The sequence below is a fragment of the Herbidospora yilanensis genome (assembly GCF_001570565.1).
GTDB classification, from domain to species: Bacteria; Actinomycetota; Actinomycetes; order Streptosporangiales; family Streptosporangiaceae; genus Herbidospora; species Herbidospora yilanensis.
Window position 1 is genome coordinate 292,463 of the sequence record NZ_BBXE01000017.1, and the last position, 15,996, is coordinate 308,458.

The 15,996-nt window shown below is 73.7% G+C and carries 17 protein-coding genes; 6 read left to right on the plus strand and 11 right to left on the minus strand.

The window, feature by feature from the left end:
- Positions 1-28: 28 nt before the first annotated feature.
- Positions 29-655, plus strand: a complete 627-nt coding sequence (locus AW273_RS11050) for a TetR/AcrR family transcriptional regulator (protein WP_232327279.1) — start codon at positions 29-31, stop codon at positions 653-655.
- Between the two features lie 43 nt (positions 656-698).
- Here AW273_RS11050 and AW273_RS11055 read toward each other — a convergent pair whose 3' ends face one another.
- The 6 genes from AW273_RS11055 to AW273_RS11080 all read right to left on the minus strand — a co-directional run bounded on the left by AW273_RS11055 (position 699) and on the right by AW273_RS11080 (position 7,742).
- A complete protein-coding gene (locus AW273_RS11055) occupies positions 699-1,670 on the minus strand; it encodes an acetylxylan esterase (protein WP_062348008.1) in 972 nt (323 codons plus the stop codon).
- 95 nt (positions 1,671-1,765) lie between these two features.
- The gene (locus tag AW273_RS11060; protein ID WP_062347891.1) at positions 1,766-2,257 is read right to left on the minus strand and encodes a (2Fe-2S)-binding protein; all 492 of its coding nucleotides are present in this window, start codon (positions 2,255-2,257) and stop codon (positions 1,766-1,768) included.
- Positions 2,254-3,108, minus strand: coding sequence for an FAD binding domain-containing protein (locus AW273_RS11065; protein ID WP_062347893.1), 855 nt, complete (start codon positions 3,106-3,108; stop codon positions 2,254-2,256). Before AW273_RS11065 ends, AW273_RS11060 begins: the two co-directional genes overlap by 4 nt.
- Positions 3,105-5,306: a xanthine dehydrogenase family protein molybdopterin-binding subunit gene (locus AW273_RS11070; protein WP_198168107.1), complete on the minus strand. Its 2,202-nt coding sequence runs from the start codon at positions 5,304-5,306 to the stop codon at positions 3,105-3,107. The genes AW273_RS11065 and AW273_RS11070 overlap by 4 nt, the downstream gene beginning before the upstream one ends.
- Positions 5,307-5,361: 55 nt before the next feature.
- Positions 5,362-7,002, minus strand: coding sequence for a phosphoglucomutase (alpha-D-glucose-1,6-bisphosphate-dependent) (gene pgm, locus AW273_RS11075; RefSeq protein ID WP_062347895.1), 1,641 nt, complete (start codon positions 7,000-7,002; stop codon positions 5,362-5,364).
- Between the two features lie 47 nt (positions 7,003-7,049).
- Entirely contained in the window at positions 7,050-7,742 is a 693-nt protein-coding gene (locus tag AW273_RS11080; protein WP_062347897.1) for an HAD family hydrolase, read from the minus strand.
- A gap of 101 nt (positions 7,743-7,843) precedes the next feature.
- Between AW273_RS11080 and AW273_RS11085 the strand changes: the two genes are divergently transcribed.
- Together AW273_RS11085 and AW273_RS11090 are read left to right on the plus strand one after the other, a co-directional pair.
- Positions 7,844-8,935, plus strand: coding sequence for an LLM class flavin-dependent oxidoreductase (locus AW273_RS11085; RefSeq protein ID WP_062347898.1), 1,092 nt, complete (start codon positions 7,844-7,846; stop codon positions 8,933-8,935).
- Positions 8,936-8,950: 15 nt separating this feature from the next.
- The gene (locus tag AW273_RS11090) at positions 8,951-9,556 is read left to right on the plus strand and encodes an FMN reductase (RefSeq protein WP_062347900.1); all 606 of its coding nucleotides are present in this window, start codon (positions 8,951-8,953) and stop codon (positions 9,554-9,556) included.
- Here the strand turns inward: AW273_RS11090 and AW273_RS11095 are convergent.
- On the minus strand, positions 9,543-10,052 hold the full coding sequence (locus AW273_RS11095; protein WP_062347902.1) for a GNAT family N-acetyltransferase: 510 nt from the start codon (positions 10,050-10,052) through the stop codon (positions 9,543-9,545). The genes AW273_RS11090 and AW273_RS11095 overlap by 14 nt on opposite strands.
- 64 nt (positions 10,053-10,116) lie before the next feature.
- On the opposite strand from AW273_RS11095, the gene AW273_RS11100 reads away from it, so the two are divergent.
- Positions 10,117-10,737, plus strand: coding sequence for a RibD family protein (locus AW273_RS11100; RefSeq protein ID WP_062347903.1), 621 nt, complete (start codon positions 10,117-10,119; stop codon positions 10,735-10,737).
- A gap of 20 nt (positions 10,738-10,757) precedes the next feature.
- Here the strand turns inward: AW273_RS11100 and AW273_RS11105 are convergent, their stop codons facing one another.
- On the minus strand, positions 10,758-11,693 hold the full coding sequence (locus AW273_RS11105; RefSeq protein WP_062347905.1) for a DUF2332 domain-containing protein: 936 nt from the start codon (positions 11,691-11,693) through the stop codon (positions 10,758-10,760).
- A gap of 172 nt (positions 11,694-11,865) precedes the next feature.
- On the opposite strand from AW273_RS11105, the gene AW273_RS37840 reads away from it, so the two are divergent.
- Positions 11,866-12,123, plus strand: coding sequence for a hypothetical protein (locus tag AW273_RS37840; RefSeq protein ID WP_198168108.1), 258 nt, complete (start codon positions 11,866-11,868; stop codon positions 12,121-12,123).
- Positions 12,124-12,133: 10 nt separating this feature from the next.
- Positions 12,134-12,793 carry an alpha/beta fold hydrolase gene (locus AW273_RS37845; RefSeq protein WP_062347909.1) on the plus strand — a complete coding sequence of 220 codons (660 nt, stop codon included), beginning with the start codon at positions 12,134-12,136 and terminating at the stop codon, positions 12,791-12,793.
- Here AW273_RS37845 and AW273_RS11120 read toward each other — a convergent pair.
- Genes AW273_RS11120 through AW273_RS11130 form a run of 3 tightly spaced genes read right to left on the minus strand, consistent with a single transcriptional unit; the run spans position 12,783 to position 15,993 of the window.
- Positions 12,783-13,349, minus strand: coding sequence for a CGNR zinc finger domain-containing protein (locus AW273_RS11120; protein ID WP_062347911.1), 567 nt, complete (start codon positions 13,347-13,349; stop codon positions 12,783-12,785). The two genes, AW273_RS37845 and AW273_RS11120, sit on opposite strands and share 11 nt — an antisense overlap.
- On the minus strand, positions 13,350-14,777 hold the full coding sequence (locus AW273_RS11125) for an MFS transporter (RefSeq protein WP_198168109.1): 1,428 nt from the start codon (positions 14,775-14,777) through the stop codon (positions 13,350-13,352).
- 16 nt (positions 14,778-14,793) lie between these two features.
- Positions 14,794-15,993 (minus strand): aspartate kinase, encoded by a 1,200-nt coding sequence (locus AW273_RS11130; protein WP_062347915.1) that lies wholly within the window; start codon positions 15,991-15,993, stop codon positions 14,794-14,796.
- Positions 15,994-15,996: the final 3 nt, after the last annotated feature.

Here is a 15,996-nt window from a genome sequence, read left to right on the forward strand (position 1 = left end):
TCGCCTTAATCCGCACAGGGGGTGGACCGTGGACGGCCGTCTGCGGCTGATGCTGGCCGCCGAGGAACTGTTCGCCGACCGGGGCATCGACGCCGTGTCGCTCCGGGAGATCAACGCCGCCGCCGGGCAGCGCAACGCCTCGGCGCTGCAATATCACTTCGGCGACCGGGAGGGGCTGCTCAAAGCGGTCCTGGCCCGGCACCACCCGTCGGTCGAGGCCGCCCGGCACAACCTCCTCGACGCCTTCGAGGCCGCGCCGCCCCCGGAGCCGCTGCGGCCCCTCGCCGGGGCCTTCGTGCGTCCGCTCGCCGCCCACCTGGCCGAGCCCGGCGGGCGGCGTTACCTGCGGCTGCTCGACCAGGTGGTCCGCCGGGCGTCCCCCGGCGCGCTGCGCGCCTCGACCCAGGAGCCGACCAGCGTCAACCGGTGGCGGGACCTCGTCGGGCCGCTGCTGCCCGAGATCGCCGTGACGCGGCTGCACCGGCGGTTCACGGCGATCCGGGTGACGTACACGGAACTGGCCCGCCGCGCCGAGACCGGCGCGGACCGCGACGAACGGCTCTTCACCAGCCACCTGATCGACGTCGTCGCGTCGGTGCTGGCCACGCCGGTGTCGGAGGAGACGGCCGGCCTGCTGGCCACGTCACGGGAGTGACGGCCCGAACGCATCCGCGACCGGCTCCGGCCAGGAGGGGCCGCTAACCGCCGATCCAGGCCTTGACCCAGGCGAGCTGCACCGGGAGGTGGGCGTCGGCGCCGCCCTCGTGGTCGTTGAAGGCGTACTCCTCCATGTGCTTGGCCGCGCCGGCGTAGGCGTTGTAGGCGGCGTAGACGGTCGAGGGCAGGCAGATCTCGTCCATCAGCCCGACCGAGAACAGGGCCGGGGCGGCGGCGCGCTTGGCGAAGTTGACGCCGTCGAAGTAGGACAGGGTGCGCTCGACCCGCTCGACCTCGGTGCGGTGGATCTTCAGGTAGCGGGCGATCTCGGTGTACGGGTCCTTGCCCGTCACCCGGATCGACCGGGGGAAGTCCGACAGGAACGGCACGTCCGGCATGGCCGCCGCGACGTCGGGGAGCAGCGCCGACACGGCGAGGGTGATGCCGCCGCCCTGGCTGCCGCCGGTGATCGCGACCCTGGCCGGGTCGACCAGCGGATGTCGCCGCACCGTCTCGACGGCCCGCACGGCGTCGCTGAAGACGCGGCGGTAGTAGTAGGTCGCCGGGTCGCCGATGCCCCGGGTCATGTAGCCCGGGTGCGCCGGGGCCGAGCCCTCGGGGTCGGGGGTGTCGCCGAGGGACCACCCGCTGCCCTGGCCGCGGGTGTCCATGACGAGCAGGGCGTAGCCGGCGCTCGGCCAGTAGAGCCACTGGTGCGGCAGCCCCCGGCCGCCGCCGTAACCCTGGTACTGCACCACGCAGGGCAGCGGCCCCCCGGCGCCGGCCGGGACGAGGAACCAGCCCCGCACCGGCTGCCCGGCCCATCCCTGGAACACCACGTCGAAGACGTCGACCGTGGTCAGGCCCGTGGTGACGGGCGAGAAGACGGGGGCGAGCCCGTGGGAGCGGGTCTCGGACAGGGTCGCGGCCCAGAAGTCGTCGAAGTCGTCGGGCTCGGCGACGGAGGAGACGTAGGTGCGCAGTTCGGGCAGCGGCAGATCAAAATACGGCATGAAGCCCATCATCTGGGGTTTCGTCCCTAATTGGCGATCGGTCTCGCCATGTGAACCCCGGTGCGGCAACCCTGGTTGCGGGCGATCTACGATCGCTACTGCCTGCGGTCGTGGAACTGGCCGTTCTGGTGATCCCGGGCCGCCCTCGTGATGGCGCGGCGGATGGGCTCGTAGCCCGTGCAGCGGCAGAGGTTCGACCCGACCAGGGCCGCCACCTCCTCCTCGCCGAGTGCCGGGTCGTGCTCCAGCGCCCCGGCCGCGAGCATCAGGAAGCCCGGGGTGCAGAAGCCGCACTGGAGGCCGCGTTCGGCGGAGAAGGCGCGTTGCAGGGGGTGCGGTTCGCCGTCCGCGCCGGCCAGGCCCTCGACGGTGCGGATCGGGACGCCGTCGCACTGGACGGCCAGCATCAGGCACGACCGCACCGCCTCGCCGTCGACCAGGACCGTGCACGCGCCGCAGACGCCCTGTTCGCAGCCCAGGTGGGTGCCGGTGAGGCCGCAGTCGTCGCGGAGGGCGTCGGCGAGCACCCGGCGGGGTTCGACGTCGAGCGGGTAGGCGGCGTCGTTCACGGTGAGGGTGATCTTCATACCGGGGTGGCCTCTCTCAGCGTTCGGGCGACCAGGACGGCGATGACGTGGCGGCGGTAGTCGACGTCGGCGTAGGGCTCCGGCACGGGGGCGGCGTCGTGGGCGGCGGCGGCCTCGCCCGCCGCGGCGAACAGGAGCGGCGAGGGCCCGGCCCCGACGACGGCCCGTTCGGCGGCGTGGGCCCTCAGGGGGCGGTCGGCGCAGTTGGCCAGGCCTATCCGCGCCCCGGCGATCACGCCGTCCCGGACGGTGAGCGCGGCCCCGACGGCCACCTGGGCGAAGGAGAAGCCGGTGCGGCGGTGCTCGGTGAAGGCGACGCCGGTGTCCGGGCCGAGCAGGGGGTAGCGGACGGCGGTGAGGAGTTCGTCCGGTTCCCTGGCGGTCTGGAAGGGGCCGCGGAAGTAGTCTCCGGCCGGGATCTCCCGCGTGCCCCGGGTGCTGCGGACCTCGACGACGGCGTCGAGGGCGACCGCCAGGGCGCACCACTCCGAGGCCGGGTGGGCCCACGCCAGGCTGCCCACCATGGTGCCCCGCGCGCGGATCGGCGGGTGGGCGATGTAGCCCACGGCCCGGCCGAACAGGTCGCCGAGCGGGCCGGGGACCGCGCCGGGTGATCCGAAGGTCCGGTGGCGGACCAGCGCGCCGACCGTGAGCGTGCCATCGGCGACGGTCAGGGCGTCGAGGCCGGGGACGTGGTTGATGTCGGCGACCACGGCGGGGCGGGCGCGCTGGAGGTGCATCTCCAGCAGGAGGCTCTGGCCGCCGGCGAGCACCTGCGCTCCGGCGCCGAGCGCGTCGACGGCCTCGGCGACCGTGTGCGGCGCGAGGTAGTCGAACGCGGCGGGCTTCACGCCGCCGCCCGCCAGACCACGTCGGGGGTGAGGGGCATCTGGAGCCGCTCGGGGTGGTCGAGCCGCAGGGCGTCGGCCACGGCGTTGACGATCGCGGGCGGGGTGCCGATGCAGCCCGACTCCCCCGCGCCCTTCGCGCCCAGCGGGGTGCGCGGGGTCGGGGTGCGGGTCTCCCCCAGTTCGATGGGCGGGATCTCGGCGTACGTCGGCAGCAGGTAGTCGAGCAGCCCGTCGCCCAGCAGCGGGACGCCGTCGTCGCCGAACGGCACGCCTTCGTAGAGCGCCTGGCCGAGTCCCTGGACGACCGAGCCGAACGCCTGTCCCCGGACCACGGCCGGGTCGAGGGCGCGGCCGCAGTCGTCCACGGCGACCAGCCGCAGCACCCGGACGGCGCCCAGGTCGGGGTCGACCTCCACCACGGCCGCGTGGGTGCCGAACGGGAAGGCCATGTCCGCCTCGTAGCGTTCGTCGATGCGCAGCGGGCCGGTGCGCTTGACCAGTTCGGACAGGCCCATGGCGGCGGTGCCGCGGACGGGGTGGACGGCGCCGTCGGACCAGGCGGTCTCCTCGACCGGGAGGTCCCACAGACGCGCGGCCCGTTCCCTGGCCTCCTCGATGAGGAGGGTGGCGGCGTGCTGGAGGCCCGCGCCGTCGATCTGGGCCGACCGGCTGCCGAAGGAGCCGACGCCGCCGGGCAGTTCGTCGGTGTCGCCCTCGATCAGGCGGACCCGGGCCGGCTCGACGCCGAGGGTCTCGGCGACGAGCGCGGGGAAGACGGTCGCGTGGCTCTGGCCGCTGGACGCGGCGCCGCAGCGGGCGACGACACCGCCGTCCTCGCCCGCCTCGACGCCGACGTAGTCGTGGAGGGAGCCCTTCTCGCCGCCGGACCGCTCGACGTAGCAGGACAGGCCGATGCCCACGGGCGGCGCGGCGGGGTCGGCGCGGCGGCGGGCCTGCTCGGCGCGCCAGCCGTCGTAGTCGAGGGTGCGCAGCGCCAGGTCGAGGGCGGCGACGTGGTCGCCGCTGTCGTAGGTGCGGCCCGTGGGGGTGCGGTAGGGGAACCGCTCCGGCGGGATGAGGTTGCGGCGGCGCAGCTCGGCCGGGTCGAGGTGCAGGCGGGTGGCCAGCACGTCCATCGTGCGTTCGAGGGGGCTGGTGGCCTCGGGCCGGCCGGCGCCCCGGTAGGGGTAGGTGACCATGGTGTTGGTGAGCACCGAGCGGACCGTGGCGTGCACCTGGGGTGTGGTGTACGGGCCGGTCGCCATCCACGCGGTCTGCATCGGGAAGGCGACGCCGAGATGGGGGTAGGCGCCCACGTCGGCCTCGACGGTCAGCTCGTAGGCGAGCAGCCGCCCGTCGGCGTCGGCGGCCAGCCGGACGTGCTGGTCCTGGCCCCGGCCCCGGGTGGCGACCAGCAGGGACTCCCGCCGGTCCTCGATCCAGCGGACCGGGCGGCCGAGCCGCACCGCGAGCCAGGCGACGGTGATGAACTCGGGGAACACGGCGCTCTTGGAGCCGAACGCGCCGCCGGTGTCCGGCACGACGACCCGGACGCTCTCCTCCGGCCGGTCGAGCAGCCGGGCCAGCTCGCTGCGCAGCCGGTGGGGCGCCTGGTGGCCCGACCAGACGGTCAGCCGGTCGCCCCCGGGCACGCACAGGATGGTCCGGCACTCCATCGGCGAGGGCATCAGCAACTGCTGCCGGTAACTGCTCTCGACCACGACGGCCGCCTGCTCCCACACCTCGTCGTCGATCGGCCGCCCGGCCTCGCCGCGCAGGGCGACGTGGCCGAGACCGGCCGCCTCCTGCGCCGTCACCACGGCGGGCAGCGGGTCGATCCGCGAGCGGACCCGGGCGGCGCCGTCCTCGGCCCGGTAGCGGTCGTCGCCGAGCACGACCGCCAGCGCCTCGCCGGGGTAGCGCACCCGGTCCCGGACGAGCGAGGGCCACTCACGGGTGGCCGCTCCCTCGCGGGCGTCCGGCATCGGCGGCAGGCCGGGCAGGTCGGCGGCCGACCACGCCCCGGCGACGCCCGGCACCTCACGGGCGGCCGAGCAGTCGACCTCCCGCAACACGCCGTGCGCGACCTCGCTCCGGGCGAAGACGGCGTCGAGGCAACCGTCCACACGCAGGTCGGCGACGAAGCGGCCCGCCCCGGTGAGCAGCCGCTCGTCCTCGCGTCTCAGCCAGCGATCCACCATTCGGACACTAGCCGCCCGACTTCAGCCGAAAGAGCAGGCTTTATCCGGATTTTCAGGCGGTGAGAGCGGCCGAGACCACAGTCTTTGCCTCGCGCTGAACCTCGGCCAGGTGCTCCGGCCCGAGAAACGACTCGGCGTAGATCTTGTAGACGTCCTCGGTCCCCGACGGCCGGGCCGCGAACCACGCGCTGGCCGTCTCGACCTTCAGGCCGCCGAGCGCCGCGCCGTTGCCGGGGGCGTGGGTGAGCACGTTGGTGATCGGCTCGCCCGCCAGGCTGCCGGCCGTCACCTGCCCGGCCGAGAGCCTCGCCAGCACCGCCTTCTCCTCCCGCGAGGCCGGGGCGTCGACCCGGGCGTAGGCGGGGTCGCCGAAACGTTCGGTCAGGTCGCGGTAGTGGGCGCCGGGCGACCTGCCGGTCACGGCGGTGATCTCCGAGGCGAGCAGCGCCAGGATGATGCCGTCCTTGTCGGTCGTCCAGACGTGGCCGTCGCGGCGCACGAAGGAGGCTCCCGCGCTCTCCTCGCCGCCGAAGCCGAGCGAGCCGTCGAGCAGGCCGGGGACGAACCACTTGAAGCCAACCGGGACCTCGACGAGGCGGCGGCCAAGGCCGGCCACCACGCGGTCGATCATGCTGCTGCTGACCAGCGTCTTGCCGACGCCCGCGTCGGCCCGCCAGCCGTCGCGGTGGGCGTACAGGTAGGAGATGGCGACGGCCAGGTAGTGGTTGGGGTTCAGCAGGCCGCCGTCGGGGGTGACGACGCCGTGGCGGTCGCTGTCGGCGTCGTTGCCCGTGGCGACGTCGTAGGCGTCCTTGGACGCGATCAGCGAGGCCATCGCGTAGGGCGAGGAGCAGTCCATACGGATCTTGCCGTCCCAGTCGAGCGTCATGAAACGCCACGTCGGGTCGGTGAGCGGGTTGACGACCGTCAGGTCGAGGTGGTGGCGGTCGGCGATCTCGCCCCAGTAGGCCACGCTCGCGCCGCCCAGGGGGTCGGCCCCGATCCGGACGCCCGCGGCCCTGATCGCGTCGAGGTCGACCACCGAGGGGAGGTCGGCCACGTAGGAGCCCATGAAGTCGTAGCGCCCGGTGGTGTCGGCCTTCAGGGCACGATCGAACGGGATGCGGCGGACCTCCTTCAGGCCGCCGGCGATCAGCTCGTTGGCGCGGTTCTGGATCCAGCCGGTCGCGTCGGTGTCGGCGGGGCCGCCGTTGGGCGGGTTGTACTTGAAGCCGCCGTCCTGCGGCGGGTTGTGCGACGGGGTGACGACGATGCCGTCGGCCAGGCCCGAGGTCTTGCCCCGGTTGTGGGTCAGGATGGCGTGCGAGATCGACGGAGTGGGCGTGAAGCCGTCGTGGACGTCGATCAGCACCCGGACCTCGTTGGCCGCCAGCACCTCCAGCGCCGACACCCGCGCGGGCTCCGAGAGCGCGTGGGTGTCGATGCCGAGGAACAGCGGCCCGTCGATCCGCTGCGCGTGCCGGTATTCGCAGATGGCCTGGGTGGTGGCCAGGATGTGGTCTTCGTTGAAGGCCGTGTTCAGCGACGAACCCCGGTGGCCCGAGGTGCCGAAGGCGACCCGCTGTGCGGGCTGCTCCACGTCGGGGCGCAGCGCGTAGTAGCTGGTCAGAAGGCGGGGGACGTCGACCAGGTCGGTCGGCAGCGCGGGCTGCCCAGCTCGCTGATGCACCATAGGCCTAAGTTTGCCGCACTATGCCCCACTAACAGATCACCAGGGGCTCAGAAATGGTCCACGAGTTCGGTGAACCGTCCCAGGGTCAGCACGCCGCCGTCGAGCGGGTCGAGCTCGGCGTGCTCCAGCACCCACGTGTGCTCGTGGGGGATGAACACCGCGCCCATCCCGGCCTGGCGGGCCGGCCGGATGTCCGACTTCGGGGAGTTGCCGATCATCCACGTGCGCTCGACGGCGAAACCCGAGTCGGCCGCCAGCTTCCGGTAGACCTCCGCGTCCTTCTCCCGCACGATGTGGGTCGTGCGGAACCACGCCGCCAGCCCCGAGGCGTCGATCTTGCGCTGCTGCTCCTCGGGGTCGCCCTTGGTCAGCAGGAACAACTCGTGCCGCGACGCGAGGTCGGCCAGGGTGTCGGCGACGCCGGGGATCAGGTCGACCTCGCCCCTGACCAGACGATCCGCCAGACGGTCGATGCGCTCCCTTTCCGCCAGGGACGCGGGCCGCTCCTGGAGCCGCTCGAAGGTCTCGTGCAGGTTCCGCAGGAAGACCCGGCTGCCGTAGCCGTGGGTGACCGCGTTGGCCCGCTCGATGTCGTTGAGGATCTGCCGGATCTGGACCCGGTCGAGCGTCGGATGGGCGGCCCAGTCGAGGAAGTCGTCGATCACCCGCTCGAAGAAGACGTTGTTCTCCCACAGGGTGTCATCCGCGTCGAAAATCAAGGTCTGTCCGGTACGTCGCATTGGCACAGCCTCCCATGACAGAGATACTTGCGGCGCGGAATAAGTTGGTGCCGGACCACGCTACAGCGGCGGTAACCCGAGACCGAGGAGGATGAGCAGAGATGCAGTTCGGGATCTTCACCGTCGGTGACGTCACCACGGACCCGACGAACGGCGCCACCCCCACCGAGGCCGAGCGCATCAAGGCCATGGTGACGATCGCGCTGAAGGCCGAGGAGGTCGGGCTCGACGTCTTCGCGACGGGCGAGCACCACAACCCTCCCTTCGTGCCCTCCTCGCCGACCACGATGCTCGGGTACATCGCCGCCAGGACCGACCGGCTCATCCTCTCGACGTCCACCACCCTGATCACCACCAACGACCCGGTGAAGATCGCCGAGGACTACGCGATGTTGCAGCACCTGGCCGACGGCCGGGTCGACCTGATGATGGGCCGCGGCAACACCGGCCCGGTCTACCCGTGGTTCGGGCAGGACATCCGCAACGGCATCGCCCTGGCCATCGAGAACTACGCGCTGGTGCACCGCCTGTGGCGGGAGGACGTCGTCGACTGGGAGGGCAACTTCCGCACCCCGCTCCAGGGCTTCACCTCGACGCCCCGGCCGCTCGACGGCGTGCCGCCGTTCGTGTGGCACGGCTCGATCCGCAGCCCCGAGATCGCCGAGCAGGCCGCCTACTACGGCGACGGCTTCTTCGCCAACAACATCTTCTGGCCGAAGGAGCACTTCATGCGGCTGATCGAGCTCTACCGGCAGCGCTACGCCCACTACGGGCACGGCACGCCGGAGCAGGCGATCGTCGGCCTGGGCGGTCAGGTGTTCATGCGGAAGAACTCCCAGGACGCGGTCCGCGAGTTCCGCCCCTACTTCGACAAGGCCCCCGTCTACGGCAACGGCCCGTCGCTGGAGGACTTCACCGAGCAGACCCCGCTGACCGTCGGCAGCCCGCAGGAGGTCATCGACCGCACGCTGACCTTCCGCGAGTCCTTCGGCGACTACCAGCGCCAGCTCTTCCTGATGGACCACGCCGGGCTGCCGCTGAAGACCGTGCTGGAGCAGCTCGACCTGCTCGGCGAGGAGGTCGTGCCGGTGCTGCGCAAGGAGTTCGCCGCCCGCCGCGCCGAAGGCGTGGCCGAGGCCCCCACCCACGCGGCCCGCGTCGCCGCCCGCGACGCGGCCCTCGTCGCCAACTAGTCCCAGGAGACCCCCGTGACCGTCATCGCCGTCGTCTCGGCCGGGCTGAGCCAGCCCTCCTCCACCAGGTTGCTGGCCGACCGCCTGGCCGAGGCCGCCGGCCGCCACCTCGCCGGCGCGGAGATCCGCGTCGTCGAGCTGCGCGGCCTGGCCGTCGACATCGCCAACAACCTCGTGACCGGGTTCCCCTCCCCCGCGCTCAAGGAGGCGCTGGAGACGGTGGAGCGCGCCGACGGCCTGATCGCGGTCACGCCGATCTTCACGGCGTCGTACAGCGGGCTGTTCAAGTCGTTCTTCGACGTGCTCGACAACACCGCCCTCCAGGGGACCCCGGTGCTGATCGCCGCGACCGGCGGGACCGCCCGGCACTCCCTGGCCCTGGAGCACGCGCTGCGGCCGATGTTCACCTACCTGCGCGCGGTCGTCGTGCCGACGGCGGTCTACGCGGCCTCGGAGGACTGGGGCGCGACGTCGGGCGACGGGCTGGCCTCCCGGGTCGACCGGGCCGCGGGCGAACTGGCCGCGCTGCTCTCCCGCACCCCGCGGAAACGGCCCGCCGAGGCGCCGCTCATCCCGTTCGAGCAGCAACTGGCCGCCCTGCGGCCGTTCACAACCGGCTGAACGGCTCGGCGTAGGCGAACGGGCCCTTCTCCCCCCGGTACGCCGACAGGGGCCGCGCCTGGAAATAGCGGCCCCACTGCGGGTCGGGAGAGACGATCCCGAGGTCGGAGGCGGGGCGGAAGCCGTACCGCGAGTAGTAGTCGGGGCTGCCCAGCAGGACCACGACGGGCTCCCCGAGCGCGTCGGCGGCCCCGAGGACCGCGTGCATCAGCGCCAGCCCGACGCCCCGGCGCTGCCACTCGGGCGCGACCGCGAGCGGGCCGAGGCCGAGCGCGGGCGCTCCGCCGAGGTCGGCGCGGGTGCAGACCACGTGACCGGCCACCGCGCCGCCGATCTCGGCGACCATCGACAGGGCCGGGATCCAGCCCGCGTCGGCGCGCAGCTCGTCGACCAGCGGGGACTCGACCGGGTCGGGGACGTCCGGTCCGGCGAAGGCCCGCCGGACGACCTCGCGGATCGCGGCCACGTCGTCGGGGGCCTCACGTCGGATCAGCATCAGGTCAGTGTGATCACGCGAGCCGACCCCGGCAACCGGTTTACCCTCGGCTACGCTCGGTGACATGCCGGCCGACACGCCCTATGTGGTCGCCCACCTGGGCGTCTCGCTCGACGGGAAGACCGACGGGTTCCCTCGCGACGAGACCCGGTTCCACCAGCTCGTCGGCACCACCTGGCACGAGGACGTCACCCTGGCCGGGTCCGACACCGTCCTCGCCCGGGAGCCCGCCATGGCCCCCGGTCCCGGGCCGCGCGACCCGGGCCCGCTGCTGGCCGTGGTCGACGGCCGCGCCCGGGTCACCCGCTGGCAGGAGCTCCGCGACGCCGGCCACTGGTCGGAGGTGCTGGCCCTGCACTGCCGCGCCACCCCGCCGCGCCCCGTCGGCCGCTACGTCCCCGAACTCGTCGTCGGCGACGACCGGGTCGACCTGGCGGCGGCGCTGCGCGCGCTCGGGCGGCGGCCGGGCGTCGCGGTGGTGCGCGTGGTCAGCGGCGGGCGGCTCGTCGGCCGGCTGCTGGCCCGGGGGCTGGTCGACGAGGTCAGCCTGCTGGTCCACCCGGTCATGGGCGTCGGCTCCCGCGACTGGTGGGGCGAAGCGCCGCCGCCCGCGCGGTCGCTCCAGCTCATCGAGAGCGACACGTTCGGCCGGGGCCTGGTGTGGCTGCGTTACCGTGTCGCGTGAGCGACGTCCCGCCTGACGCCTCAGAGCCACCTCAGCCAGGAGCCGTGCGGGTCGGTGACCGCCTTCGGGACGCCGTCGAGGGCGGTCACGAACGCCAGGCGGTCAGCGGGGACCACGCCGTCGGGGACCGCCAGCCGAGGGAGGCGCGTGGCGCCCTCGTTGGAGATCCACCGCACGCCGAGGCCGGTGACCAGGCCGACGAAACGGTCGCGGGCCTCGGAGGTCAGGTAGGGCAACATCGCCGAGTGGAAGACGACCACGGTGCCGTGCGCCCCCGCCTCCTCGACCAGGCCGGGCAGGGCCTCGGCGGCGTCGCCGCGCACCAGGCGGGGCGGGCGCTCGGCGGCGAGGGCGAGGGCGGCGCGCAGGCGGTCGCGGCGGGCGTCCTCGCCGGGCCAGACGAGGCATTCGAGCCAGCGGCGCTCGCCGGGGTCGGTGACGTCGACGGGGGCCAGGTCGACGCCCGCCCGCCAGGCGACGTCGGGGACCGCGCCGGGGACGGGCGGGTCGCCCTCGGTCACGCAGGTCAGGGTCACGGGGCCGGGGCCGAAGGGGTCGCGCCGGTCGTAGGCGTACCGGTAGCGGTCGAGCTGGAGGCAGAGACCGGCCGAGGCGCCGACCTCGATGAGGGCGAGCGGGCCGGGGATCTGGGCGAGGACCGGCAGGAGGCTGGCGCAGCGGCCGGCCTCGTTGGTCTGGGTGCGGCGGGCCAGGACGGTCCTCTCGACGCGGGGCCAGTGCTCTGCGGCCCACGCGCGGAAGCCGCCCTCCTCGGTCTCCGGGCCGCCCGCGAACCGGACCGCGGCCAGGACCAGGTTCGGCTGGCGTTTCGGCGGCGGGAGCGTGTCGATGAGGGCGATCAGAGCGGGGTCGGCCGCGATCGCGACGGCGAGGTCCCGGTAGGCGCCCCGGGCCTCGCGGATGCCGAAGGTTCGGTAGACGTCGGCGGTGTCCATGCCCGCATCCTCTCCGGGCGGCCGGGATGCGGTTCACTGGGGGTGTGGAGGAGCGGATCGTCATCGGGGCCCGGTTCAACGGGCCGCCCGCCTCGGCCAACGGCGGCTACGCCGCCGGGCTGGCCGCCGCGTTCGTCGACGGCCCGGCGCGGCCGTCGCGGACCACGGTGTGGTGCGGCCGGAGATCCTGGGGGCGGCGCTCGACTGCGTCGGCTATCCGCCGTTCGCCCAGGGCACCGGCGTCATCGCCCTGCTGGGCACGATGGAGGCCCGGATCGGCCGCGAGGTCCGGGCCGGGGAGCGCCTGGTGGCCGTGGGATGGCCGCTGGGGTCGTCGGGGCGGAAGTTGTTCAGCGCCTCGGCTCTGCTGTCGGCGGACGAGGTCGTCGCGAGCGCCCGCGCCACCTGGATCACGGTGCCCGGCCCGTAGGGTGACGCCCATGGATGCGCTACCTCTGGCTTGGAAAGAAGGCGGGCCGCCGGGAGACGTCCCGGTCGTCCTCATCCACGGGCTGACCGGCACCTCCGCCACGTGGGACCCGATCGCCCCCTGCCTGGGGCGGCACTGGATCGCCCCCGACATGCGCGGACACGGCGCCAGCCCTCGTCACCCCGACTACAGCCTCGGCCTGATGGCCGCCGACACCCTGGCGTTCCTCGACGCCCGGGGCCTCACGAAGATCGACCTGGTCGGCCACTCGATGGGCGGGCGGGTGGCCCTGCTGGTCGCCCGCGAGCGGCCCGGCCTGGTCCGGCGGCTGGTGCTGGAGGACTCGTTCCCGGCGCCGCACGAGCCGCAGGTCATCGAGCCCTACGTCGCGACCGGCGAGGAGGTCGACCACGACCCGGCCGTGATCGACGTGATCAGGGCCGGGGTGCGCGCGGTCGACCCCGCCTGGTGGGCGCGGCTGGGCGAGCTGACCATGCCGGTGCTGGTCGTCGGGGGCGCGTACAGCGAACTGGTGCCGCAGGAGGCGCTGGCCGAGTTCACCGCGGCGCTGCCCGACGGGCGGCGGGTGGTGCTGGGCGCCGGGCACAGCGTGCACGCCGAGGATCCCGACGGGTTCGTGAAGGAGGTCGCGGCCTTCCTCAACCGGTGAGGCCGCGGCGGTGGCGGCTGGCCTTCTCCCGGTTGCCGCAGACGCTCATGCTGCACCAGCGGCGCCGGCCGCCCCGCGAGGAGTCGAGGAACAACCAGCCGCACCGGCCGCACGCCCTGACCCGGGCGGGCGGAAGGGTGAACACGGCCTCGACGGCCGACAACGCCAGCGCGGCGGGGATCGCCCCGGGCGAAGCCCACCCGGCGGCGGCCCGGCCGGCCCGCAGGCCCTTCCCGGCCCGTTCGAGCAGCGCGCCGAAGGGCCCGGCCGGCGCGGCCTCGCCCCGGGCGATCGCGTCGAACACCGCCCAGGCCTGCTCGCGGACGGTCCGCGTCTCCGCCACGACACCACTCGCGAGCGACTCGGGCGCCTCGTCGAACAACCCGGCGGAGAGGCACCAGCTCAGCACGTCGGAGGGGGATCTGAGCAGTTCGACGTCCTCTCCGGCCGGGAGCGTCCGGTCGAAGACGGTGTTCGCGAGGTCGAGGACCAGGTGGCCGCCGATGAAGTGGGCGTCCTCCCAGGGCGGCCTGACCCGCGACGTCAGAGTAACCATTTAACGCACTATATCTGGTTCCCCCTTGAGCCGTCGCCGGAGCAGGACCGTCACGACGGCCGCCACCGCCGCGAACACCACCGAGCACCAGAGGGCCCAGCGCCAGCCGGCCGATTCGCCGCCCGGCCCGGTGGCGAAGTGGGCCGCCACCGACGTCACGACGCCGACCCCGACGGCCAGCCCGAGCTGCTGCGAGACGTTGATCAGGGCTCCGGCCGTGGCACGGCGCCCCTCCTCGGCGCCGTTCGTGCCGGCGATGCTCGTCGTGATCAGGGCCAGGATGTGGCCGAAGGCGTTCACCGAGGTGCCCGCCAGCACGAGCACGAGCCCGTGGTCGTCCGGCAGGCCCACCATGACCAGGATGCCGATCGTCTCGATCACGATCCCGCCCAGCAGCACGCGGTAGAGCCCGAACCGCTCGACGAGCCGTCCCGCGTAGACGCCGGTCACGACCGCGACCGCCCCGGAGAGGGCGAACGCCAGGCCGGTCGCGAGCGCGCCCAGGCCGAGGCGGGTCTGCAGGTAGAGCGTGAGGATGAAGAGCATGCCGCCGTACGAGCAGATCAGCAGGACGGTGATCAGGTTGGCCGCGCCGATGGCGGCGGTGCGGAAGATGGAGATCGGCACGAGCGCCTCCCGCCGGCGCGACTCCACCCAGACGAACAGGGCCGCGGCCGGCACCGCGACGCCCGCCGCCAGCAGGATCGGGGCCGACGTCCAGCCGTACTCCTCCCCCTCGGTCAGGGCGAAGACGAAGGCGGCCATGCCCGTGGCCGCCAGGACGACCCCGGCGAGGTCGAGGCGGCGGGAGGCGTGCGTGTCGCGGCTCTCGCCGAGGTGGATCCCGGCCAGGACGCCGAAGAGCACCACGAGGGGCACGTTGACCAGGAAGACCGACCGCCATCCGGCGTACTCGGTGAGGATGCCGCCGAGCACCATGCCGGAGACGAACCCGGCCGACAGCGCCGCCCCGTACACGCCCAGGGCGCGTTCCCGCCGGGGCCCTTCCGGGACGGTCGCCTGGAGCAGCCCCAGGCCCGCCGGGGCGATGAACGCCGCGGCCACCCCCTGCAGGGCGCGGCCCGCGATGAGCGCGGCGGGCGACCAGGCCAGGCCCGCCAGGAGCGAGGCCAGGCCGAAGGCGGCCAGGCCCCAGACGAACACCCGCTTGCGGCCGTAGAGGTCGGCGACCCTGCCCCCGAGGAGGAGGAAGCCGCAGAAGGTGAGCGGGTAGGCCGACAACACCCAGGCGACGCCGCCGCCGGGCCCGAAGTCCATGCCCTCGCGGATGCTCGGGGCGGCCACGTTGATGATCGAGTAGTCGACGGCGATCAGGAACTGGGTGCCGCAGATGACGGCGAGCGGCCAGAACCGCCGCGATCGGGTCGTGCCGCCGGCCCTGCCGGGATCGTGCGTCGCCAGGTTCATGCCCATGCCTTTCGGTTCAGCCGGGGGTCAGAAACAGGCCGTGCAGTCGCGTCACCGCCTTCAGCACGTCGGGCTCGGGACAGGTGACGGAGATCCGCCGGGGGCGGACCGTGAGGTCTCGCACCTGGACGCCGGCGGCTCTGAGCGTGTCGGGGAGCAGGCGCACCCGCGGGTGGTTCGGGCGGAACCCCCGGCCGACCAGCGACACCGTGCCCATGGGCGGCGACCAGTACGATCCGGCGCAGGCGCCGGCCGCGCGCAGGCCGGCGAGCAGCTCGTCCACCTGGTCGCGGTCGGCGGCGTCCACCGTGAACCGCAGGGTGTAGCCGGTCCCGGCGGTGAGGTGGTCGAGCACGTCGACGGGCGGCGGGAGATCGGCCAGGGCGGCGGCGATGGTGGTCAGCGCGGCCGGGTCGACCCCGTCGAGCCGGCAGCGGAGCCGGCCGGTCCGGTGGGCGACGCCGACGGCGGCGAACCGCCCGTCGTCCGGCGGGGCCGAGGTCACCCAGGTCCCCATGCCGTCGGTCGTGCTCGACCGCACGTGGACGGGCACGCGGTGGGCGCCGGCGAGTTCGACGCTGGAGTGGGCGAGCACCGTGGCTCCCCCGGCGGCCAGTTCGGCCATGTCCTCATAGGAGAGGCGGTCGAGCTTGCGGGCGTCGGCGACGTGCCGGGGATCGGCGGTGAACACGCCCTCCACGTCGGTGAAGATCTCGCAGGCCTCGGCCCGCAGCGCCGCCGCCAGGGCGACGGCGGTGGTGTCGGAGCCGCCCCGGCTGAGCGTGGTCAGCTCGCCGCTCCCGGCGGCGATGCCCTGGAACCCGGCCACCACGGGCACGTAGCCGGTCCGCACGCACTCGCGGATCAGTTTCGGCCGGACGTTGACGATGCTCGCGCAACCGTGGACGCCGTCGGTGACGATGCCGCCGTCGCGGGCGTTGAACGAGCGGGCCGGCACGCCCAGCTCGTGCAGCGCCATGGCGAGCGCGGCGGCGGAGGCCTGTTCACCGGTGCTGAGCAGCAGGTCCAGTTCCCGGGCGTGCGGGTTGCCGGTGAGCTCGCGGGCCAGGCCGAGCATCGCGTCGGTGGTGCCGCCCATCGCGGAGACGACGGCCACCACCGACCCCTGCGCGGCGGCGATGCGCTTCGCCGCGTGACCGATCTTGTCCACGTCCCCCAGTGATGTGCCGCCGTACTTCTGGATCACCAGGTTCATCGG